Raw genomic sequence first — 20959 nt, forward strand, 5'->3', positions numbered from 1 at the left:
GTCAGCTGCCGCATGGCAAAACCCCACGACTTCGCCAGGCAATGGTTCGCCGCCAAGGGTTGGAAGCCCTTCGCGTTTCAGAAAGACGTATGGGCGGCGGTCAAGCAGGGCCGGTCCGGCCTGTTGCACGCCAGCACCGGTGCCGGCAAGACCTACGCGTTGTGGTTTGCCGCGCTCAACCGCCTGGCCATCACCCGCCCGCCGGCCACCGGTAAACGCAAGCCGCCGGCGGAGCCCCTGAGCGTGCTGTGGATCACCCCCATGCGTGCGCTCGCCGCTGACACCGCCCGCGCCCTCGAAGCACCGCTGGCCGCCTTGCAGATTCCCTGGAGCGTCGGCCTGCGCACCGGCGACACCAGCAACAGCGAACGCGCCCGCCAGACCCGCCGCCAGCCCACCGCACTGGTCACCACCCCGGAAAGCCTGACCCTGATGCTCGCCCGCGCCGACAGCGAGACGAGCCTGGGGCACCTGCGCATGGTGATCGTGGATGAGTGGCATGAACTGATCGGCAACAAACGCGGCGTGCAGTTGCAACTGGCGCTGGCCCGCCTGCGGCGCTGGCATCCTGACTTGATCGTATGGGGCATTTCCGCGACTTTGGGCAACCAGGCCCACGCGCTGGAGGTACTAGTCCCACAGGGCGATGGGATCAATGTGCAGGGGCAGACCGCCAAACAGTTGATCATCGACACCCTGTTGCCGCCCGTCACCGAACGCTTCCCATGGGCCGGGCATATTGGCTTGAAGATGCTGCCGCAAGTGGTGGCCGAAGTGGACTCGAGCAGCAGTTGTCTGGTGTTCACCAATACCCGCGCGCAATCGGAGATCTGGTACCAGGCCTTGCTGGACGCCCGGCCGGACTGGGCCGGCCTGATCGCCCTGCACCACGGTTCACTGTCGCGAGAGACGCGTGACTGGGTGGAGCGCGCCTTGAAAGACGGACATCTCAAGGCCGTGGTGTGTACGTCGAGCCTGGACCTGGGCGTGGATTTTTTACCGGTGGAGCGCGTGCTGCAAATCGGTTCGGCCAAAGGCGTGGCGCGCCTCATGCAGCGTGCCGGGCGCTCCGGCCATGCGCCGGGGCGGCCGTCACGGGTGACGCTGGTGCCGACCCATAGCCTGGAACTGGTCGAGGCCGCAGCGGCGCAGGATGCAATCGCCGCGCGGCGCATCGAAGCGCGGGAATCGCCCCACAAGCCACTGGATGTGCTCGTACAACACTTGGTGAGCATGGCCCTGGGCGGCGGCTTCCTGCCCGATGCCCTGCTCGCGGAAGTCCGTGGCGCCTGGGCGTATCGCGAGCTCACGCAGGAGGACTGGGCCTGGGCGCTGGGCTTTGTGCGCCACGGCGGCCTGTCACTGACCGCCTACCCGGATTACCGCCGCGTGGAGCCGGACGAACAGGGCATCTGGCGCGTGCCCGATGCGCGCCTGGCGCGGCGTCATCGCATGAGCGTGGGCACTATCGTCAGCGATGCGAGTATCCATCTCAAATACTGGAGCAAGGGCGGCGGCGGTAAGAACCTGGGCAGTGTCGAGGAAGGTTTTATAGCGCGACTCAAGCCGGGCGACGGGTTTCTGTTTGCCGGGCGTTTGCTGGAACTGGTGCGCGTGGAGAACATGACCGCCTACGTGCGCCGCAGCAGCGCAAAAAAGGCCGCCGTGCCGCGCTGGAATGGCGGCCGCATGCCGCTTTCCAACGAGCTGGCGCAGGCGGTGGTCGAACGCTTTGACGCCGCGGCACACGGGCGCTTTGACGGCCCCGAGATGCAGGCGGTGCAACCGTTGCTGCAGACCCAATTGCGTTGGTCGGGCCTGCCCACTCACGATCACCTGCTGGCCGAAGCCCTTAAGTCGCGCGAGGGCTGGCATCTGTTTCTTTACCCCTTCGCCGGCCGTCAGGTGCACCTGGGTTTGGCGAGCCTGTTGGCGTGGCGGGTCAGCCAGCAACAGCCGGTGACGTTTTCAATTGCCGTAAACGATTATGGGCTGGAGCTGCTCAGTGCCACCCAAGTGCACTGGCCACGCCTATTGAACGAGGCGCTGCTCAGCCCGGAGAATCTGCTGGCGGACGTTGCTGCAAGCTTGAACGCCGGAGAACTGGCGCTACGCCGCTTTCGCGAGATAGCGCGTATCGCCGGTCTGGTGTTTGCCGGGTATCCGGGGGCGCCGAAAAGCACCCGTCAGGTGCAGGCGTCCAGTGGTTTGTTTTTTGAGGTGTTCAAGCAATACGATCCGCATAACTTGCTGCTGACCCAGGCCGGGGAAGAAGTCCTGCGTGATGAGTTGGACATTCGGCGGCTGGAAGAGACGTTGCTGCATCTGTCGTCACTCAAACGCGACCTGCATGTGATCGAGCGGCCTACTCCGCTGGCCTTTCCGCTGCTGGTGGAACGGATGCGCGAGAGCATGAGTTCGGAAAAACTGTCGGAGCGCATTGCGCGGATGGTCAAGGACCTGGAAAAAGTCGCGGATAACGGGAAAGGTTGATGTATTGCTCAGTGACGCTTGAGGGTGAGGAATTATGGTTGCTGGCGGACAAGGCGGTGTACTGGCCGGCCCGCCGTACGTTGCTGATTGCGGATGCGCATTTTGGCAAGGCGTCGGCCTATCGCAGCCTGGGGCAGCCGGTGCCCCAAGGGACCACCACGGCCAATTTGCAGAGGCTGGACCGCGTGCTGGATGGGTTTGCCTGCGAACAGGTGGTTTTTCTGGGTGACTTTTTGCATGGTCCAGGCTCCCACGCCAGTGGAACACTGGGCGCGTTAAGGGCCTGGCGTGATGGCAAACCGGATCTGGCCATAACGCTGATTCGCGGCAATCACGATAAACGTGCGGGCGATCCACCTGTCGATCTACGCATTGAGGTGGTCACTGAACCGCTGCTGATGGGCCCCTTCGCTCTGCAACACGAGCCGGACGTCCATCCCAGCCACCACGTACTGGCAGGGCATGTGCACCCGGTGTATCGATTGCGCGGCAAGGGCCGGCAGAGCCTGCGCCTGCCGTGCTTTTTGCTGGGCACACAGGTCAGCCTTCTACCAGCGTTCGGCGCTTTTACTGGCGGTTATCCGGTCGATCATGACGTTGATCGCCGATTGTTTGTGATCGGCGATCATGAGGTATGGCCCGTTCAGTAAAGCACTGGCTGGCCGCGCATCTATCAGGCGACAGGTGCGGGCGGTGGCTCATCCGGGAGGACGGGCTCGCCTGGCTCGGTCGGCTGAGGATAATCAGGTTCAGGTTGGCCGGGAATACCACCCGCGTGAGCAGGGTTGGCCATCAGGGACCAGGCTAAAACGCCAATCTGGTTGGGTTCGAGCCGGGCAAGTTCAGCGCTGATTCGCGGGTCAATCTTCATAAGGTACTCCTCAAGCGTGGCTCGGCGCGCTTTACACGCACCGAGGCAGTACACCCAATAGAGTCGTTTCTTACAGACTAATTCCCTTAACGTGTAAGACCTTTCGATCAAGCGCGTGGGAGAGTGACACCACGCTGGCCCTGATACTTGCCGCCACGGTCCTTGTAGGACACTTCACAGGCCTCATCGGACTGCAGGAACAGCATCTGCGCGACACCCTCATTCGCGTAGATTTTCGCCGGCAGCGTGGTGGTGTTGGAGAACTCCAGGGTCACGTGCCCTTCCCATTCCGGCTCCAGCGGCGTCACGTTGACGATAATGCCGCAACGCGCGTAGGTGCTTTTGCCCAGGCAGATGGTCAACACGTCGCGGGGGATACGGAAGAACTCCACGGTGCGTGCCAGGGCGAAAGAGTTGGGCGGAATGATGCACACGTCGCTCTTGATATCGACGAAGCTCTTTTCGTCGAAGTTCTTTGGATCGACAGTGGCTGAATTGATGTTGGTGAACACCTTGAATTCATCGGCGCAACGCACGTCGTAGCCGTAGCTGGAAACACCGTACGAGATCACGCGATCATTGCCTTCGCCACGGATCTGGCGCTCGACGAAGGGTTCGATCATGCCGTGTTCTTGCGCCATGCGGCGAATCCACTTGTCCGATTTGATGCTCATGGCGGGTGTCCTGAATAGCGAGGTAGAAAAAATGCTGTGGGGCATCTTACCGGGGCCGACGACGGGGTTCAAAGGGCGCGGGGCATTTCTTCGCGGATGTGCGCGTCGCTGCAGGCCACAGCCAGTGGGGCTGGGGCCGGGCCACCGTGCGAGGGCGCTGAAAATAGCGCCGCCAGTCACGAATTTATAGAAACCTGTGGAAATACCATTGGCACGTTCCGGAAAAACGGTTAAGGTGGCGTCACTGTGTTGCTTGTGTCACTGAGAATCTCTACACGATATGTTGAATTTCGATCCAACCATCTCCAAGAATTTTTCCTGCTCTTTGCACTCAGTCTCGGCCAGGGCTTTTCCTGAGTCGCAGTTAACTTTGTTCAAGGAGTTACACCATGTCTAATCGCCAAACTGGTACCGTTAAGTGGTTCAACGATGAAAAAGGCTTCGGCTTCATCACTCCACAATCCGGTGACGACCTGTTCGTTCACTTCAAAGCTATCCAATCCGACGGCTTCAAAAGCCTGAAAGAAGGCCAACAGGTTTCTTTCATCGCTACCCGCGGTCAGAAAGGCATGCAAGCTGAAGAAGTTCAAGTTATCTAACTTGTACTGACTCAGTCGAAAAAACCCCGCCCTTAAAAGCGGGGTTTTTTTATGCCCGCAATTTGACCTTTACCTCATGAATACCGCACACAAAAAAATGTGGGAGGAAGCTCACTCCCGATAGCGGTGGCACAGTCGGTACATCCGGTGACTGACTCACTGCAATCGGGAGCAAGCCCCCTCCCACATCTTGTATTGCGTTACTACTGGAACAACGACTCACTCGACAAGCCGTTCTTCTCCAGGATCTCACGCAAGCGCTTGAGGCCCTCCACCTGGATCTGCCGCACCCGCTCGCGCGTCAGGCCAATCTCCAGGCCCACGTCTTCCAGGGTGCTGCTCTCATGGCCACGCAGACCAAAGCGGCGAATCACCACCTCACGCTGCTTGTCCGTAAGCTCGGACAGCCACTGATCGATGCTTTGCGAAAGATCATCGTCCTGCAACAGCTCGCAGGGATCTGTCGGACGGTCATCGGTCAGGGTATCCAGCAGGGTTTTATCCGAATCCGGACCCAGCGAGACATCGACCGAAGACACCCGCTCATTGAGGCCCAGCATGCGCTTGACCTCCGCCACCGGCTTCTCGAGCAGATTGGCGATTTCTTCAGGCGAAGGTTCATGATCGAGTTTTTGCGTCAGCTCACGCGCCGCCCGCAGGTAGACGTTGAGTTCCTTGACCACATGGATCGGCAAACGGATTGTACGGGTCTGATTCATGATCGCCCGTTCGATGGTCTGCCGAATCCACCAGGTGGCATAGGTGGAAAAACGAAAGCCCCGCTCGGGGTCGAACTTCTCCACCGCGCGAATCAGGCCGAGGTTGCCCTCCTCGATCAGATCCAACAACGACAGCCCACGATTGACATAACGTCGGGCGATTTTCACCACCAGTCGCAGGTTGCTTTCAATCATGCGTTTGCGCCCGGCCGGATCACCCTTTTGCGACAAGCGCGCAAAGTGAACTTCTTCTTCGGGGGTCAACAGAGGGGAAAAGCCGATTTCATTGAGGTACAGCTGCGTCGCATCGAGCGCCCGCGTGTAGTCAATGTACTTGTGTTGCTTTAATGCGGAGGAGTTCTTGGATTTGGTACGAACTGAAGGTGTTGCAGGTCCCTCATTCGACATCGATTCCATAGCGATATCGGTCTCCATCAGGAGAACCTCATCGTCGATGTCAAACTCCGGCGCTTCTTTACTGAGAGCCATTGTTATAGTCCTTTGGTGAGTTCGACCTCAAGCTCAAGCGGCGCCTTTATCCCTGGCAACGCTGGAGCCTGTTCCTTCTACGCGAGGGAACAGGCTGGTAACACATCAACGACGGGGTAGGAATTGCAGCGGATCGACGGGCTTCCCTTGACGGCGAATCTCAAAATGCAGTTTCACCCGGTCTGTCCCCGTTGACCCCATTTCAGCAATCGTCTGTCCCACCTTGACCTGCTGCCCCTCCCGAACCAACAGCCTGCGGTTGTGACCGTAAGCACTGACGTAGGTGTCACTGTGCTTGATGATGACCAGCTCGCCGTAGCCCCGCAAACCACTCCCGGCGTAAACCACTGTCCCATCAGACGCAGCTAAAACAGGCTGTCCCAAATCCCCGGCGATATCAATGCCTTTATTCAAACTACCGTTTGAAGAGAATTTTCCAATTAACACCCCGTTTGAGGGCCATCCCCAGCCCTTCGGAGCGGGGCCCGCCGGGGGCAGTGGCGCGGGTGCAGGCCTGTTTGCGACAGTCGGTGCCGCAGTGCCGGCAGGTCGGGTGGTAACGGTGGTCCTGCTGGAGGAGGACGCCGAAGAACCACTGCTTGTCACCACGGACACGGGCGCGGAACCGCTGCGACCATCGAAGCGAATCGTCTGTCCCGGATGAATGGTATAGGGCACGGGAATATTGTTACGAGCTGCGAGTGCCTTGTAATCCCAGCCATAACGGAAGGCGATCGAGAACATCGTATCGCCCTTTCGCACCACATATTGCCCGGTGGTAACCGTAGGTTTCTGCGGCACCGCCTTGGTACGATCAACGACACGTGCGCCGCCGCTTGGCGTGCTGGAGCAGGCTGCCAGTAACGAACTCAAGACAAGGCCAAGCACCAGTCGCTGAAAGCTAGTTTTACTCATACGCTGCGCAAGACCTGTGAGACTCACCCGCCGCTCCCTTTGATGGTGGCTGAACATGAATGCCTGTATCAGGCTTGAAAGATGCCGCAAGTATAACTGGGCATTGGTGTTTTACCGCCAACGCCTGATCATCGTGATTCTATGGACCCCGCCGTAAGACACATCCCATGCAATGGAATTCACTGACCGTCAATAAATGATCAGGCCAGCGGGCCATTGAGCAGCGGCACAAAGCGCACCGCCCCAAGCACGTGTCGGGAAAAGCCGTCGTCCTCACGGATAATCAGCATCAATTGCTGTACTTCACCGGACCCCACCGGGATCACCAGACGGCCACCGGGGGCCAGTTGATCAAGCAATGCCTGCGGAATATCCGTGGCTACGGCCGTAACGATAATGCCGTTGTAAGGCGCCAACGCAGGCCAGCCTTCCCAGCCGTCGCCCCAGCGAAACACCACGTTGCGCAGATTCAACTCAACCAGACGCTCCTTGGCACGGTCCTGCAACACCTTGATGCGTTCCACCGAGAACACTCGCTCCACCAGCTGCGACAGCACGGCAGTCTGGTAGCCCGAACCAGTGCCGATCTCCAGCACCTTGTCCAGCGGGCCCGCCGCCAGCAACAGCTCGCTCATGCGCGCAACCATGTAAGGCTGGGAAATGGTCTGGTTATGGCCGATCGGCAACGCGGTGTCTTCGTACGCGCGGTGTGCCAGGGCCTCATCGACAAACAAATGACGAGGTGTGCGTCGAATCACTTCCAGCACCTGGGCGTTGGACAGGCCTTCTTCATACAGGCGCTGGATCAAACGCTCGCGGGTGCGCTGGGAGGTCATCCCGATGCCGCGACGCAGCAGGTCGTCCTGTTCACGAGCCATCAGCGCAACCCCTCCAGCCAGCCATCGAGACGACTGAAGGCATCACTGAAGGTGCGATCAAATTGCAACGGGGTAATCGAAACATAACCTTGCATCACCGCATGAAAGTCCGTGCCTTCGCCACCGTCTTCGGCATCGCCGGCTGCGGCAATCCAGTAACCTTCCTTGCCACGCGGATCGACCACCTTCAGCGGCGCCGCTGCGCGGGCTCGATGGCCCAGTCGCGTGAGCCGGATACCGCGGATATGGTCGAGGGGCAAGTTGGGAATATTGACATTGAGCACCGTGCGCGGCGGCAGGTCGAGGCAAGAGTGCGCCTCGACCAGTTTGCGCGCGAAATGGGCGGCCGTGGGCAGGTTGTCCAGTTGGCGCGACGCCAGGGAGAACGCAAATGAGGTTCGCCCGAGGAAACGCCCCTCGAGCGCCGCGCCGACGGTGCCGGAATACAGCACATCGTCACCCAGGTTGGCGCCCAGGTTGATGCCCGACACGATCAGGTCCGGCTGCTGCTGCAGCAGGCTGTTGATCGCCAGGTGCACGCAATCGGTGGGCGTACCGTTCACGCTGATAAAGCCATTGGCGAGGACGTGCGGGTGCAGCGGACGGTCAAGTGTCAGCGAACAGCTGGCACCACTTTTGTCCTGGTCGGGGGCAACCACCACGCACTCGGCGTAATCCGCCAGCGCAGCATGAAGCGCGGCGAGGCCGGGTGCGGTGGCACCGTCATCGTTTGATATCAGAATACGCATGGGCTGTCCGTCTGCCCCACCGGCACCAGATCAACAAGCTCGCGCACCAAGACAGTGGCGAAGCATCCGGCCGGCAGGACGAATTCCAATTGCAGAATGTCAGGCCGGGGATAATGCCACGTCAACCCGCCAATGGGCAGCCGCAGAATGCGACGTTCCTGGCTCATTCCGGCATTCACCAGCCAATCACGCAGGTCAGCTTCGCCGGCGGCGACAGATTGTTCCAGCTCATAAGTAAGACCTTTCGCCGGAGAGTCACCCTCGCCCCACTGCGGGCCGGTGGGGTGCAGGTCCAGGATGGCCAGGCGCGGGTCGCTGCATTCAGCCTCCCCCGCCGGAAAAAAACTGCGACTGTCGGTAAACGCGAGCAAGTCGCCAACCTGCGCACGCTGCCAGGAACCGTCCGCCACGCGGGCGGCCAGCACTTTGTTGAAGAGAAAACTGCGGGCAGTGGAGAGCAACCGCGAGCGCACAGCGCGTTGCTCAGGAAGGGCCTTGCGCGCAGCCCATTCACGAGCATCCACGACGTTGCCGCCGTTGTGGCCAAAGCGCTGGGTGCCGAAATAATTGGGAATACCGTGCCGGGCAATCAGTTGCAGCCGCGCGTCGATGGCGGCGGTGTCACCGGCCAGTTGCGTCAGGCGCAGGGTAAAACCGTTGGCCGAATGGGCACCGCGCTGCAATTTGCGCTTGTGGCGTTTCATTTCCAGGATCTTGAGGGTTTCATTTTGCGCACCGCTCATGTCCGGGTCGGCCTTGCCGGGCAGCTGCACGCTGAACCATTGTCGGGTAAGCGCCTGGCGATCCTTGAGCCCGGCGTAGCTGACAGTGCGCAGCGGCACGCCCGCCGCCTTGGCGATGCGCCGCGCCGCCTCTTCGGTGTTCAGGCCGCGTTTTTCCACCCACAACCACAGGTGTTCGCCGTCGCCGCTCAGCGGAATATCCAGCACCTCATCGACCTGGAAGTCTTCGGCAGTGGCCTTCAGAACCGCGCTGCCCAGCGCCTCACCATAAGCACGCGGGCCCAACAATTGCAGTTCATTCATGCGCGCAGCAACAAGGCGACAGAGTGCACCGCAATGCCCTCTTCACGACCGGTAAACCCGAGCTTTTCGGTGGTGGTGGCTTTCACGTTCACTTGATCCAGTTCTATGTGCAGGTCGGCGGCGATCAGCGCGCGCATCGATTCGATGTGGGGCGCCATTTTCGGTGCCTGGGCCACGATGGTGTTGTCGACATTGCCGACCTTCCAGCCTCTGGCGTGGATAAGTCCCACCACATGGCGCAGCAACACACGACTGTCCGCGCCCTTGAAGGTCGGGTCGGTGTCCGGAAAGTGCTTGCCGATATCGCCCAGTGCCGCCGCGCCGAGCAAAGCATCGCTCAGGGCATGCAACAGCACATCGCCGTCGGAATGGGCCAGCAACCCGTGGTGATGTGCAATTTGCACGCCGCCCAGGGTGATGAACTCGCCTTCAGCGAAACGGTGCACATCGTAGCCGTGGCCAATACGCATAAAAAAACGCCCCGATTTAATTCAGGGCGTGATTCTACCTACTTTTGCCGCAGATTAACCGAGCAAAGCGCGTCCGTGATGGCGCAAGTGATCTTCGATGAAACTGGCGATAAAGAAGTAGCTGTGATCGTAGCCCGGTTGCAGACGCAGTTCCAGTGGATGGTTGGCCGCCCTGGCCGCCTGCTGCAAGGCTTCGGGCTTGAGCTGATCGGCGAGGAAGTCGTCGCGGTCGCCCTGGTCTACCAATAGCGGCAGCTTTTCCGACGCTTCGCTGATCAGCACGCAGGCATCCCACTCGCGCCACTTGGCGCGCTCTTCGCCCAGGTAACGGGAGAAGGCTTTCTGCCCCCAAGGGCAATCCATCGGGTTGTTGATCGGCGAAAACGCCGACACCGATTGGTAACGACCGGGGTTGCGCAGTGCGCACACCAGCGCACCGTGTCCGCCCATGGAGTGACCGCTGATGCTGCGCTTGTCCGAAGCCGGGAAATGCGCCTCGACCAATGCCGGCAATTCCTGCACCACGTAGTCATGCATCCGATAATGCCGGGCCCAGGGCTGCTGGGTGGCATTCAGGTAGAAACCGGCGCCCAGGCCGAAATCCCAGGCATTCTCCGGATCGTCCGGCACGCCCGGCCCACGCGGGCTGGTGTCGGGCGCGACGATGATCAAGCCCAGCTCGGCCGCCATGCGCTGGGCGCCGGCCTTTTGCATGAAGTTCTCGTCGGTGCAGGTCAGGCCGGACAGCCAGTACAGCACCGGCAGCTTGCCGCCCTGCTCCGCCTGCGGTGGCAGGTAGACGGCGAAGGTCATGTCGCAATCGAGCACAGCCGAATGATGCTTGTAGCGTTTATGCCAGCCGCCGAAGCTCTTCTGGCAGGACAGGTTTTCCAGACTCATGGCCGACCTCAGAAGTGGATGACGGTACGAATGCTCTTGCCTTCATGCATCAGATCAAACGCTTTGTTGATGTCTTCCAGGCCCATGGTGTGGGTGATGAACGTATCCAGCGGGATCTCGCCGGTCTGGGCCATTTCCACATAGCTTGGCAACTCGCTGCGCCCACGCACGCCGCCGAACGCCGAACCGCGCCAGACGCGACCGGTCACCAGTTGAAACGGGCGCGTGGCGATTTCCTGGCCCGCACCGGCCACACCGATGATCACCGACTCACCCCAGCCTTTGTGGCAGCATTCGAGAGCGGCGCGCATCAGTTGCACATTGCCGATGCACTCGAAGGAGAAGTCGACGCCGCCGTCGGTCAAGTCGACAATCACGTCCTGGATCGGGCGGTCGTAGTCTTTCGGGTTGATGCACTCGGTGGCGCCCAGTTGCTTGGCGATTTCAAACTTGGCCGGGTTGATGTCGATGGCGATGATGCGTCCGGCCTTGGCCTTGGCCGCGCCGATGACCGCCGACAAGCCAATGCCGCCCAGGCCAAAGATGGCCACGGTGTCGCCCGGCTTGACCCTGGCGGTGTTGAGTACGGCGCCAATACCGGTGGTCACGCCACAGCCCAGCAGGCAGACTTTTTCCAGCGGTGCTTCTTTAGGAATTTTCGCGACAGAGATTTCCGGCAGCACGGTGTACTCGGAGAACGTCGAGGTGCCCATGTAGTGGAAAATCTGCTGACCCTTGTAGGAAAAACGCGTGGTGCCATCGGGCATTAGGCCCTTGCCCTGGGTGGAACGAATGGCCTGGCACAGATTGGTCTTGCCCGACTTGCAAAATTTGCACTGGCCGCATTCCGGGGTGTACAGCGGGATCACGTGATCGCCCACGGCCACCGAGGTCACGCCTTCGCCAATGGCTTCAACCACCGCACCGCCTTCATGGCCGAGGATCGACGGGAAGATGCCTTCCGGGTCCGCGCCCGACAGGGTGTAAGCGTCGGTGTGGCACACGCCGGAGGCGACCACCCGCAACAGCACTTCGCCAGCCTTGGGCATGGCGACATCCACTTCAACGATCTCCAGGGGTTTGTTGGCTTCGAAGGCTACGGCGGCGCGGGATTTGATCATCCGGGTTTCTCCAAGGGATTTAAAACTAAGGCTGTGAGTGTAAATCATGGTTCTTTGATTAATAATCGGGACCAAAGCAAAACTTTATTGCTGCACAGGGATAATCAAATGCTGGAGAACCGCTGGGAAGGTATCGACGAGTTCGTGGCGGTGGCCGAGTGCAGCCAGTTCACGGCGGCGGCCGAGCGGCTGGGCGTGTCCTCATCCCATATAAGCCGGCAAGTGGCGCGCCTGGAAGAGCGCCTGCAAACGCGGTTGCTGTACCGCAGTACGCGCAAGGTGACCCTGACCGAAGCTGGCCAGACCTTCCTGCAGCATTGCCAGCGCCTGCAGGACGGTCGCGAGGAAGCTCTGCGCGCGGTCGGCGATCTGGCCAGCGAGCCCAAGGGCATGCTGCGCATGACCTGCGCGGTGGCCTATGGCGAGCGGTTTATCGTGCCGCTGGTGACGCGCTTCATGGGCCTGTATCCGCAGTTGCGCGTGGATATCGAACTGAGCAACCGACAGCTGGACCTGGTGCATGAAGGCCTGGACCTGGCGATCCGTCTCGGCCGCCTGCAGGACTCGCGCATGGTCGCCAGCCGCCTGGCACCGCGGCGCATGTATGTATGCGCTTCACCGTCCTATCTCGCGCGGTATGGTCGGCCACACAGCTTGTCGGAATTGAGTCGGCATAACTGCCTGATCGGCAGTTCGGACATCTGGCAACTGGCCCAGGACGGGCGCGAATTTTCCCAACGGGTTCAGGGAAACTGGCGCTGCAACAGTGGGCAGGCGGTGCTGGACGCAGCGTTGCAGGGGGTGGGGTTGTGTCAGTTGCCGGATTATTACGTGCTTGAGCACTTGCACAGCGGCGCGCTGGTGTCGCTGCTTGAGGCACATCAGCCGCCCAATACGGCGGTGTGGGGGCTGTATCCGCAGCAGCGGCATTTGTCGCCCAAGGTGCGCAAGCTGGTGGATTTCTTGAAGGAGGGGTTGGCGGGGAGGCGGGAGTACAGCCAGTGAGTCTGCGTTGACAGCACCGTCCTCATCGCAGGCAAGCCAGCTCCCACGCTTGATCGCAGTCATTGCAGGCACCTCGGTCAAATGTGGGAGCTGGCTTGCCTGCGATAAAGGCGACTCGGTTTAACTGCTATCTACGATTGGCCCATCGCAACCTGAGCCACTCCAGATCCTCTGGCCGAGTCACCTTGATATTGTCCGAGCGCCCCTCGATCAATCGCGGTGCCTGACCCGACCATTCCATCGCCGACGCTTCATCGGTAATCACCGCCTCCGCCACCAGACTGTCAGCCAGGGCACGATGCAAAGCGCCCAGGCGGAACATCTGCGGCGTGTACGCCTGCCAGATCAGGCTGCGATCGACGGTCTCCACCACCCGCCCCTGCTTGTCTGCGCGCTTGAGGGTATCGCGCGCGGGCACCGCCAGCAGGCCGCCCACCGGGTCATCCGCCAGCTCGGCCAGTAACGTGTCGAGGTCGTCGCGGCTGAGATTGGGCCTTGCCGCATCGTGCACCAGCACCCAATCCTCATCGCCGGCCCCCAGGGCATTGAGTTGCAGCAACGCATTGAGCACCGAACCGGAGCGCTCCGAACCACCGTCCGCACGTTGGATACGCGGGTCGGCAGCGCAGGTAAGGCCAGGCCAATAAGGATCATCAGGAGCAAGACTGACCACCAGGCCTTTGAGCATCGGGTGATCGAGAAAACAGCCGAGGCTGTGTTCGAGAATAGTGCGTCCGCCCAGTTGCAAGTATTGCTTGGGACGGTCCGCAGCCATACGGGCACCAACGCCCGCAGCGGGGATCACGGCCCAGAAGGCCGGCAAACGCTGAGTCATTGGGCCAGCTGGTAGAGGGTCTCGCCCTCCTTGACCATACCCAATTCATGACGAGCCCGTTCTTCAACGGTCTCCGTGCCTTTTTTCAGCTCGAGCACTTCGGCATCGAGGACGCGATTGCGCTCCAGCAGGATTTCGTTTTCGGCGTGCTGTGCAGCAATTTGCTCAGTCAGGTCTTTTACCTGCGCAAAGCTGCCATTACCCACCCATAGGCGGTACTGCAGGCCAGCCAGCAACAAGAGCAAGACGAGGAACAACCAATTGGGACTGCGCATCGAATATCGGGTATCCAGTGAAAAAAGACCGCCATGCAAAACTTTTGCAGCAACTGATAGCACGAAGCCTGGAAAAACCAGGCTTGTGCTAGATGGCCAACAGATTAACGTCGAAATTCACTTTGTCGTGAGTTTTCCGACGCAATCCGTCGACTTTTTACTATTTTTAACCCGTTAACGGTCAGCCGCGAAACTCGCCGCGACCGTTGTACTTGGCTTTACCTGCCAGTTGCTCTTCGATACGCAGCAATTGGTTGTACTTGGAAACACGGTCGGAACGGCACAGGGAGCCGGTCTTGATCTGGCCAGCCGAGGTGCCCACGGCCAGGTCGGCAATGGTCGAGTCTTCGGTTTCGCCGGAGCGGTGAGAGATCACGGCGGTGTAGCCCGCAGCCTTGGCCATCTGGATGGCTTCCAGGGTTTCGGTCAGGGTGCCGATCTGGTTGAACTTGATCAGGATCGAGTTGGCAATCTTCTTGTCGATGCCCTCTTTCAGGATCTTGGTGTTGGTCACGAACAAATCGTCGCCCACCAACTGGACTTTCTCGCCGATCTTGTCGGTGAAGATCTTCCAGCCGTCCCAGTCGGACTCGTCCAGGCCGTCTTCGATGGAGATGATCGGGTAGCGCTGGGTCAGGCCCTTGAGGTAGTCAGCAAAACCTTCGGAGTTGAAGACCTGGCCTTCGCCCGACAGGTTGTACTTGCCGTCTTCATAGAATTCGCTGGCGGCGCAGTCCAGAGCCAGGGTCACGTCGGTGCCCAAGGTGTAACCGGCGTTGGCCACGGCTTCGGAGATCACTTTCAGTGCATCTTCGTTGGACGCCAGGTTGGGCGCGAAACCACCTTCGTCACCCACTGCGGTGCTCAGGCCACGGGCCTTCAGTACAGCCTTGAGGTGGTGGAAAATTTCGGTGCCCATGCGCAGGCCTTCGGAGAAGGTCTTGGCGCCAACCGGCTGCACCATGAATTCCTGGATGTCGACGTTGTTATCCGCGTGCTCGCCGCCGTTGATGATGTTCATCATCGGCACCGGCATGGAGTACACACCCGGGGTGCCGTTCAGGTTGGCGATGTGGGCGTACAACGGCAGGTCCTGGTCCTGGGCAGCGGCCTTGGCGGCGGCCAGGGATACAGCGAGGATGGCGTTGGCACCCAGGCTGCCTTTGTTTTCGGTGCCGTCGAGCTGGATCATCGCGTGGTCCAGGGCTTTCTGGTCCAGCGGATCCTTGCCCAGCAGCAGATCACGGATCGGGCCATTGATGTTGGCTACCGCCTTGAGTACACCCTTGCCCAGGTAACGGCTCTTGTCGCCATCGCGCAGTTCCAGCGCTTCGCGCGAACCGGTAGAAGCACCGGACGGCGCGCAGGCGCTGCCGATGATGCCGTTATCGAGAAGCACGTCGGCTTCGACGGTGGGGTTGCCACGGGAGTCGAGAACTTCACGACCTTTGATGTCGACGATTTTTGCCATTGTTGTGAACACTCCAAAGTTGACGAAAACGACGCAGCTGAAGGAAATCTTTTGACCGACCGCAAGGGTGGAACAACAGGGCAGGCTTGCAGACGACAAGGCTCAGGCACGCATGCCTGAGCATAAAGCGTGGGAAAGTCTACCGGAGAAATGCCGCTTACGCGGTTTCTACCGTCGCAAATCCCTTGACCAGTTCGTCCAGTTGCTTGAGCTGAGCCAGGAACGGCTCCAGCTTGTCCAGGCGCAGGGCACAGGGGCCATCGCACTTGGCGTTGTCAGGATCCGGATGAGCTTCCAGGAACAGGCCGGCCAGGGACTGGCTGATGCCTGCCTTGGCCAGGTCCAGCACCTGGGCACGTCGTCCGCCAGCGGAATCGGCGCGACCACCGGGCATTTGCAGCGCGTGGGTCACGTCGAAAAACACTGGGTATTCGAACTGTTTCATGATGCCGAAACCGAGCATGTCCACCACGAGGTTGTTGTAGCCAAAGCTCGAACCGCGCTCGCAGAGGATCAACTGGTCGTTACCCGCTTCGACGCATTTGTTCAGGATGTGTTTCATTTCCTGGGGAGCGAGGAATTGGGCTTTCTTGATATTGATCACGGCGCCGGTCTTGGCCATGGCGACCACCAGGTCGGTCTGGCGCGACAGGAAAGCCGGCAACTGGATGATGTCGCACACCTCGGCGACCACGGCAGCCTGTTCAGGCTCGTGGACGTCGGTGATGATCGGCACGCCGAAGGCTTGCTTGATGTCCTGGAAGATCCGCATGCCTTCTTCAAGGCCCGGGCCGCGATAGGAGGTCACCGACGAACGGTTGGCCTTGTCGAAGCTGGCCTTGAACACGTAAGGGATGCCGAGTTTCTGGGTAACCTTTACGTACTCTTCACAGACCTGCATCGCCATGTCACGGCTTTCGAGCACGTTCATGCCGCCGAACAGCACCATGGGCTTGTCGTTGGCAATTTCGATATCGCCTACGCGGATGATCTTCTGGGCCATCAGGGTTACGCCTTCTTCTGATGTTGCGTCAGTGCGGCTTTGACGAAACCGCTGAACAATGGGTGACCATCGCGGGGTGTCGAGGTGAACTCGGGGTGGAACTGGCACGCCACGAACCACGGATGATCCGGCGCCTCGACCACTTCAACCAGCTTGCCGTCACCGGAGCGACCGGAGATTTTCAGGCCGGCCTCTTTGATTTGCGGCAGCAGGTTGTTGTTCACTTCGTAGCGGTGACGGTGACGCTCGACGATCACATCCTTGCCGTAGCAATCGTGAACCAGCGAACCCGCTTCCAGCAGGCAGTCCTGCGCACCGAGGCGCATGGTGCCGCCCAGGTCGGAAGTTTCGGTACGGGTTTCGACAGCGCCGGTGGCATCTTCCCACTCGGTGATCAGGCCCACGACCGGATGGCCGCTGGTGTGATCGAACTCGGTGGAGTTGGCGTCTTTCCAGCCCAGCACGTTACGGGCGAACTCGATAACGGCCACCTGCATGCCCAGGCAGATGCCCAGGTATGGCACCTTGTTTTCGCGCGCGTATTGCACGGCGGTGATCTTGCCTTCCACGCCACGCAGACCGAAGCCGCCAGGGACGAGGATCGCGTCGACCCCTTCGAGCAGCGCAGTGCCCTGGTTCTCGATGTCTTCGGAGTCAATGTAGCGCAGGTTGACCTTGGTACGGTTGCTGATACCGGCGTGGCTCATCGCTTCGATCAGCGACTTGTACGCGTCCAGCAGCTCCATGTACTTGCCGACCATGGCGATGGTGACTTCGTGCTCAGGGTTGAGCTTGGCGTCGACCACCGCGTCCCACTCGGAGAGGTCCGCGCCATTGCACTGCAGGCCGAAACGCTCGACCACAAAATCGTCTAGGCCCTGCGAGTGCAGGATGCCCGGGATCTTGTAGATGGTGTCGGCGTCTTCCAGGGCAATGACCGCACGTTCTTCAACGTTGGTGAATTGCGCGATCTTGCGACGCGAGGAAATGTCGATCGGGTGATCGGAGCGGCAGACCAGCACGTCCGGCTGCAGGCCGATGGAACGCAGTTCCTTGACCGAGTGCTGGGTAGGCTTGGTTTTGGTTTCGCCGGCAGTGGCGATGTACGGCACCAATGTGAGGTGCATCAGCATCGCGCGCTTGGCGCCGACTTCGAAACGCAACTGGCGGATGGCTTCGAGGAACGGTTGGGATTCGATGTCACCCACGGTGCCGCCGATCTCGACCATCGCCACGTCGGCATCGCCTGCGCCCTTGATGATGCGGCGCTTGATTTCGTCGGTGATGTGCGGGATGACCTGGATGGTTGCACCCAGATAGTCACCACGGCGCTCCTTGCGCAGCACGTGCTCGTAGACGCGGCCGGTGGTGAAGTTGTTGTTCTGGGTCATGGTCGTGCGGATGAACCGCTCGTAGTGGCCCAGGTCCAGATCGGTTTCGGCGCCGTCGTGAGTGACGAACACTTCACCGTGCTGGAACGGGCTCATGGTGCCCGGGTCGACGTTGATGTACGGGTCCAGCTTGAGCATGGTGACTTTAAGCCCCCGCGCCTCCAGGATGGCCGCCAATGAAGCGGAGGCAATGCCTTTCCCCAATGAAGAAACAACACCGCCCGTGACGAATATGTAGCGCGTCATGAAAAACCCTAGAAGTCTGCGTTAAAGCGGTCCGAGCCGCCGGGGAAAGCGAAGAGAGGCCGAAGCCCCCGATCACCTGCATTAATCACAGTGCACCTTTCAAAAAAACCGCCGCGTGGTGACAGACCAGCAATGGAACACCGGTACGTTGATCGCTACACATTTTTTGGAATCGCCCAGCAAAGACTGCTTGGTAATCGGCAACCGCTGCGATTCAGGCGAATCCACAGAAGTTGTATCAAGAAGGGAGCGTAGTCTACCGGAAAGGCTCTATCAGCTCAAACCTTGATCGCAGCTCTGTGGCACCCAATGCAGTTGCCAGTTATCCGGCGAACTTGCCCATAGCCCGGTCAGGGCGGGGACAGCCAGCAATCGCCCTCCCTGATACAGCAGCGGCAATCTGCCACGCATGAACCCCGGCAACCCACTTTCATTGAGCAAGCGCTTGAGGTCACGCCTGCCTCGACCTGGCACTTCCATGACTTCACCGCCCTGGCGATAGCGGATTTCCAGCGGTCCCTCTGGCGGGATGCCCTCACACCACACACGGCCATTACCGGGTAACTCTAGTGGGTTCTGCGGGAGTGACCAGCTAAACGGCGCGTCGGAAAATTCCGAATAAGTGGAAGGCAGCCACCATATGCGCTCGCCACAGCGGTGCAACTCACCGTCGGCCAGCCGCCACAGCGGCTGTGCGTCGCCTTTGGCGTCGCGCAGGGAATTCCACCCCGCCCAATGGTCGCTGTCGGGCAAGCGAGTGAGCGGAGCGAGCCAGTGACGCAGGGCGTTGCGCTGGCGCGCATCGGAAAGCGCCTGCAAGGGGCCAAGCACCAGCGATGGCAGTGGCAGCCAGGTAAAGGGTGAAGTGCCACCGGCGGCTTGCAGGTCGATCTGCGCCAATTCATCCAGCAAGCCCTGGGCTTCGCCCAATTGCTCGCCGCTGCGGGCCAGGCTTGAAACCGCTCGTGGCCAACGCTGCGTCAGCGCCGGGAAGACTTGGTGGCGCAGGTAATTGCGCGAAAAGCGTGGATCGGCATTGGAAGGGTCTTCGATCCACCTCAATTGATGCTCGGCTGCGTAGGCTTCCAGCTCGGCGCGTGAGACATCCAGCAGCGGCCGCACCAGGCAGCCTCGCGCCAATGGACGATAAGCAGGCATGGCGGCAAGCCCTCGCACACCGGCGCCGCGCAGCAACCGGAACAACAGGGTTTCGGCCTGATCGTCACGGTGCTGGCCGGTCAGCAATACCTCCCCGGCCCCGAGTACCTCGCCGAACGCCTGATAGCGTGCATCCCGCGCCGCGCGCTCAAGGCTTGCGCCGGGTTGAACCTGCACGCGGATCACTCGCAAGGGCACGCCCAGGCTGTCGCAGACCGACTGACAATGACTCGGCCAGGCATCAGCAACAACTTGCAGACCATGGTGAACATGAACGGCGTGCAGGGAGGGCAAGGTTTGGTGTTTTGCGAGGGAGGCCAGCAGGTGCAGCAGAACGCTAGAATCAAGCCCGCCGGAGAAAGCGATGTGCCAGGCCGGGGCGTTGCGCCAGGGGGCCAGGGTTTGCAGGAGTTTGGCGATCAAGGTGGGCTCCCCTCTGGAATGCGAGATCCCAGCATACACAAAGCAAATGTGGGAGAGGACTTGCTCCCGATGGCTGAGTGTCAGTCACCGCATAGGGTGACTGAACCACTGCTATCGGGAGCAAGCCCCCTCCCACATTTGGTATTGCTGCGACTTAGAGACCGTAGCTCATCAGCCGCTCATAGCGACGAGCCAGCAGCGCTTCATTATCCAGCTTCTTGAGCATCGCCAGTTGCGAACCCAATTCAGCGCGAATGGTCGCAGCGGCTGCAGCCGGGTCGCGGTGCGCGCCGCCCAATGGCTCGGCGATCACTTTGTCGACGATACCCAAGCCCTTGAGGCGATCGGCAGTGATGCCCATGGCTTCAGCGGCGTCCGGTGCCTTTTCGGCGGTTTTCCACAGAATCGAGGCGCAACCTTCCGGCGAGATCACCGCATAGGTCGAATACTGCAGCATGTTCAACTGGTCGCACACGCCAATGGCCAATGCGCCGCCAGAACCGCCTTCACCAATCACGGTGGCGATAATCGGGGTTTTCAGACGGGACATGACGCGCAGGTTCCAGGCAATGGCTTCGCTCTGGTTGCGCTCTTCGGCGTCGATGCCAGGGTAAGCGCCCGGCGTGTCGATGAAGGTCAGGATCGGCATCTTGAAACGCTCGGCCATTTCCATCAGGCGGCAGGCCTTGCGGTAGCCTTCGGGACGCGGCATGCCGAAGTTGCGGCGCACTTTCTCGCGCACTTCACGCCCTTTCTGGTGACCGATCACCATCACCGGCTGGTCGTCCAGGCGCGCAATGCCGCCCACGATAGCGGCGTCATCGGAGAAGTGACGGTCGCCATGCAGTTCGTCGAACTCGGTGAAGATGTGCTGGATGTAATCCAGGGTGTACGGACGGCGCGGGTGGCGGGCCAGGCGCGCGATCTGCCAGCTGGTCAGCTTGCCGAAGATATCTTCGGTGAGCGTGCTGCTCTTGTCTTGCAGGCGAGCGATTTCATCGCCGATGTTCAGCGAATTGTCATTGCCGACCAGGCGCAGTTCTTCGATCTTGGCTTGCAGGTCAGCGATCGGCTGTTCGAAATCAAGAAAATTCGGGTTCATAAGCGTCCGTCTTGGGTCGACGGCCAGGGCGTGCCTGGCCAGCCGGTTGTCTGTTCGCGCCCTACCTTAAGGGAGAGGCGCGTCCAGGTCGAGATTAAATGTTTCGTCGAGTTCAGGAGATTCTTT

21 protein-coding genes are annotated in these 20959 nt (G+C 60.4%); 4 read left to right on the plus strand and 17 right to left on the minus strand.

What is annotated here, in order from left to right; all coding sequences use genetic code 11:
* The first annotated feature begins 12 nt into the window (after positions 1 to 12).
* Positions 13 to 2493, plus strand: a complete 2481-nt coding sequence (locus tag TU75_RS07835; RefSeq protein ID WP_060548618.1) for a ligase-associated DNA damage response DEXH box helicase — start codon at positions 13 to 15, stop codon at positions 2491 to 2493.
* Positions 2493 to 3143, plus strand: a complete 651-nt coding sequence (pdeM, locus tag TU75_RS07840; protein ID WP_060548619.1) for a ligase-associated DNA damage response endonuclease PdeM — start codon at positions 2493 to 2495, stop codon at positions 3141 to 3143. Before TU75_RS07835 ends, pdeM begins: the two co-directional genes overlap by 1 nt.
* A gap of 23 nt (positions 3144 to 3166) precedes the next feature.
* Here the strand turns inward: pdeM and TU75_RS07845 are convergent, their stop codons facing one another.
* On the minus strand, positions 3167 to 3364 hold the full coding sequence (locus TU75_RS07845; RefSeq protein WP_003231179.1) for a hypothetical protein: 198 nt from the start codon (positions 3362 to 3364) through the stop codon (positions 3167 to 3169).
* A 107-nt stretch (positions 3365 to 3471) separates the two neighbouring features.
* Positions 3472 to 4038: a dCTP deaminase gene (dcd, locus tag TU75_RS07850; protein ID WP_003231181.1), complete on the minus strand. Its 567-nt coding sequence runs from the start codon at positions 4036 to 4038 to the stop codon at positions 3472 to 3474.
* 389 nt (positions 4039 to 4427) lie between these two features.
* On the opposite strand from dcd, the gene TU75_RS07855 reads away from it, so the two are divergent.
* Positions 4428 to 4637 (plus strand): cold-shock protein, encoded by a 210-nt coding sequence (locus TU75_RS07855; protein WP_002554837.1) that lies wholly within the window; start codon positions 4428 to 4430, stop codon positions 4635 to 4637.
* Between the two features lie 203 nt (positions 4638 to 4840).
* Here TU75_RS07855 and rpoS read toward each other — a convergent pair whose 3' ends face one another.
* The 8 genes from rpoS to TU75_RS07895 form a co-directional block, all read right to left on the minus strand.
* Entirely contained in the window at positions 4841 to 5845 is a 1005-nt protein-coding gene (rpoS, locus tag TU75_RS07860; RefSeq protein ID WP_003231183.1) for an RNA polymerase sigma factor RpoS, read from the minus strand.
* Between the two features lie 105 nt (positions 5846 to 5950).
* On the minus strand, positions 5951 to 6787 hold the full coding sequence (locus tag TU75_RS07865) for a peptidoglycan DD-metalloendopeptidase family protein (RefSeq protein ID WP_032869946.1): 837 nt from the start codon (positions 6785 to 6787) through the stop codon (positions 5951 to 5953).
* Positions 6788 to 6960: 173 nt separating this feature from the next.
* A complete protein-coding gene (locus TU75_RS07870) occupies positions 6961 to 7596 on the minus strand; it encodes a protein-L-isoaspartate(D-aspartate) O-methyltransferase (protein ID WP_173664765.1) in 636 nt (211 codons plus the stop codon).
* Positions 7597 to 7637: 41 nt separating this feature from the next.
* The gene (gene surE, locus TU75_RS07875; protein ID WP_060548621.1) at positions 7638 to 8387 is read right to left on the minus strand and encodes a 5'/3'-nucleotidase SurE; all 750 of its coding nucleotides are present in this window, start codon (positions 8385 to 8387) and stop codon (positions 7638 to 7640) included.
* Positions 8375 to 9433 carry a tRNA pseudouridine(13) synthase TruD gene (gene truD, locus TU75_RS07880; RefSeq protein ID WP_003231190.1) on the minus strand — a complete coding sequence of 353 codons (1059 nt, stop codon included), beginning with the start codon at positions 9431 to 9433 and terminating at the stop codon, positions 8375 to 8377. The genes surE and truD overlap by 13 nt, the downstream gene beginning before the upstream one ends.
* Positions 9430 to 9903 (minus strand): 2-C-methyl-D-erythritol 2,4-cyclodiphosphate synthase, encoded by a 474-nt coding sequence (gene ispF, locus TU75_RS07885; protein WP_003231192.1) that lies wholly within the window; start codon positions 9901 to 9903, stop codon positions 9430 to 9432. Before ispF ends, truD begins: the two co-directional genes overlap by 4 nt.
* Positions 9904 to 9957: 54 nt before the next feature.
* Positions 9958 to 10803: an S-formylglutathione hydrolase gene (fghA, locus tag TU75_RS07890; RefSeq protein ID WP_015371417.1), complete on the minus strand. Its 846-nt coding sequence runs from the start codon at positions 10801 to 10803 to the stop codon at positions 9958 to 9960.
* Between the two features lie 8 nt (positions 10804 to 10811).
* A complete protein-coding gene (locus tag TU75_RS07895; RefSeq protein ID WP_060548622.1) occupies positions 10812 to 11924 on the minus strand; it encodes an S-(hydroxymethyl)glutathione dehydrogenase/class III alcohol dehydrogenase in 1113 nt (370 codons plus the stop codon).
* Between the two features lie 108 nt (positions 11925 to 12032).
* Here TU75_RS07895 and TU75_RS07900 point away from each other — a divergent pair, with 108 nt between their 5' ends.
* Positions 12033 to 12929 carry a LysR substrate-binding domain-containing protein gene (locus tag TU75_RS07900; protein ID WP_060548623.1) on the plus strand — a complete coding sequence of 299 codons (897 nt, stop codon included), beginning with the start codon at positions 12033 to 12035 and terminating at the stop codon, positions 12927 to 12929.
* 127 nt (positions 12930 to 13056) lie between these two features.
* On the opposite strand, the gene ispD is transcribed toward TU75_RS07900, so the two are convergent.
* The 7 genes from ispD to TU75_RS07935 all read right to left on the minus strand — a co-directional run bounded on the left by ispD (position 13057) and on the right by TU75_RS07935 (position 20833).
* A complete protein-coding gene (ispD, locus tag TU75_RS07905) occupies positions 13057 to 13764 on the minus strand; it encodes a 2-C-methyl-D-erythritol 4-phosphate cytidylyltransferase (RefSeq protein WP_060548624.1) in 708 nt (235 codons plus the stop codon).
* Entirely contained in the window at positions 13761 to 14039 is a 279-nt protein-coding gene (gene ftsB, locus TU75_RS07910; protein ID WP_003231201.1) for a cell division protein FtsB, read from the minus strand. The genes ispD and ftsB overlap by 4 nt, the downstream gene beginning before the upstream one ends.
* A 181-nt stretch (positions 14040 to 14220) precedes the next feature.
* Complete coding sequence (gene eno / locus TU75_RS07915) at positions 14221 to 15510, minus strand: phosphopyruvate hydratase (protein ID WP_060548625.1); 1290 nt, start codon at positions 15508 to 15510, stop codon at positions 14221 to 14223.
* Between the two features lie 157 nt (positions 15511 to 15667).
* Positions 15668 to 16513 (minus strand): 3-deoxy-8-phosphooctulonate synthase, encoded by an 846-nt coding sequence (gene kdsA, locus TU75_RS07920; RefSeq protein WP_003231204.1) that lies wholly within the window; start codon positions 16511 to 16513, stop codon positions 15668 to 15670.
* 5 nt (positions 16514 to 16518) lie between these two features.
* Entirely contained in the window at positions 16519 to 18150 is a 1632-nt protein-coding gene (pyrG, locus tag TU75_RS07925; protein ID WP_003231206.1) for a CTP synthase, read from the minus strand.
* Positions 18151 to 18423: 273 nt separating this feature from the next.
* Positions 18424 to 19731, minus strand: coding sequence for a tRNA lysidine(34) synthetase TilS (gene tilS, locus TU75_RS07930; protein ID WP_060548626.1), 1308 nt, complete (start codon positions 19729 to 19731; stop codon positions 18424 to 18426).
* A 154-nt stretch (positions 19732 to 19885) separates the two neighbouring features.
* Positions 19886 to 20833 (minus strand): acetyl-CoA carboxylase carboxyltransferase subunit alpha, encoded by a 948-nt coding sequence (locus tag TU75_RS07935; protein ID WP_003172288.1) that lies wholly within the window; start codon positions 20831 to 20833, stop codon positions 19886 to 19888.
* Between the last annotated feature and the right edge of the window lie 126 nt (positions 20834 to 20959).

This window comes from Pseudomonas poae (assembly GCF_001439785.1).
GTDB lineage: Bacteria > Pseudomonadota > Gammaproteobacteria > Pseudomonadales > Pseudomonadaceae > Aquipseudomonas > Aquipseudomonas poae.

Bases quoted from the DNA above. Each gene is read 5' to 3' on its own strand.
- TU75_RS07835 (WP_060548618.1), top strand. From the start codon at position 13: ATGGCAAAACCCCACGACTTCGCCAGGCAATGGTTCGCCGCCAAGGGT.
- pdeM (WP_060548619.1), top strand. From the start codon at position 2,493: ATGTATTGCTCAGTGACGCTTGAGGGTGAGGAATTATGGTTGCTGGCG.
- TU75_RS07845 (WP_003231179.1), bottom strand. From the start codon at position 3,364: ATGAAGATTGACCCGCGAATCAGCGCTGAACTTGCCCGGCTCGAACCC.
- dcd (WP_003231181.1), bottom strand. From the start codon at position 4,038: ATGAGCATCAAATCGGACAAGTGGATTCGCCGCATGGCGCAAGAACAC.
- TU75_RS07855 (WP_002554837.1), top strand. From the start codon at position 4,428: ATGTCTAATCGCCAAACTGGTACCGTTAAGTGGTTCAACGATGAAAAA.
- rpoS (WP_003231183.1), bottom strand. From the start codon at position 5,845: ATGGCTCTCAGTAAAGAAGCGCCGGAGTTTGACATCGACGATGAGGTT.
- TU75_RS07870 (WP_173664765.1), bottom strand. From the start codon at position 7,596: ATGACCTCCCAGCGCACCCGCGAGCGTTTGATCCAGCGCCTGTATGAA.
- surE (WP_060548621.1), bottom strand. From the start codon at position 8,387: ATGCGTATTCTGATATCAAACGATGACGGTGCCACCGCACCCGGCCTC.
- truD (WP_003231190.1), bottom strand. From the start codon at position 9,433: ATGAATGAACTGCAATTGTTGGGCCCGCGTGCTTATGGTGAGGCGCTG.
- ispF (WP_003231192.1), bottom strand. From the start codon at position 9,903: ATGCGTATTGGCCACGGCTACGATGTGCACCGTTTCGCTGAAGGCGAG.
- fghA (WP_015371417.1), bottom strand. From the start codon at position 10,803: ATGAGTCTGGAAAACCTGTCCTGCCAGAAGAGCTTCGGCGGCTGGCAT.
- TU75_RS07895 (WP_060548622.1), bottom strand. From the start codon at position 11,924: ATGATCAAATCCCGCGCCGCCGTAGCCTTCGAAGCCAACAAACCCCTG.
- TU75_RS07900 (WP_060548623.1), top strand. From the start codon at position 12,033: ATGCTGGAGAACCGCTGGGAAGGTATCGACGAGTTCGTGGCGGTGGCC.
- ispD (WP_060548624.1), bottom strand. From the start codon at position 13,764: ATGACTCAGCGTTTGCCGGCCTTCTGGGCCGTGATCCCCGCTGCGGGC.
- ftsB (WP_003231201.1), bottom strand. From the start codon at position 14,039: ATGCGCAGTCCCAATTGGTTGTTCCTCGTCTTGCTCTTGTTGCTGGCT.
- eno (WP_060548625.1), bottom strand. From the start codon at position 15,510: ATGGCAAAAATCGTCGACATCAAAGGTCGTGAAGTTCTCGACTCCCGT.
- kdsA (WP_003231204.1), bottom strand. From the start codon at position 16,513: ATGGCCCAGAAGATCATCCGCGTAGGCGATATCGAAATTGCCAACGAC.
- pyrG (WP_003231206.1), bottom strand. From the start codon at position 18,150: ATGACGCGCTACATATTCGTCACGGGCGGTGTTGTTTCTTCATTGGGG.
- TU75_RS07935 (WP_003172288.1), bottom strand. From the start codon at position 20,833: ATGAACCCGAATTTTCTTGATTTCGAACAGCCGATCGCTGACCTGCAA.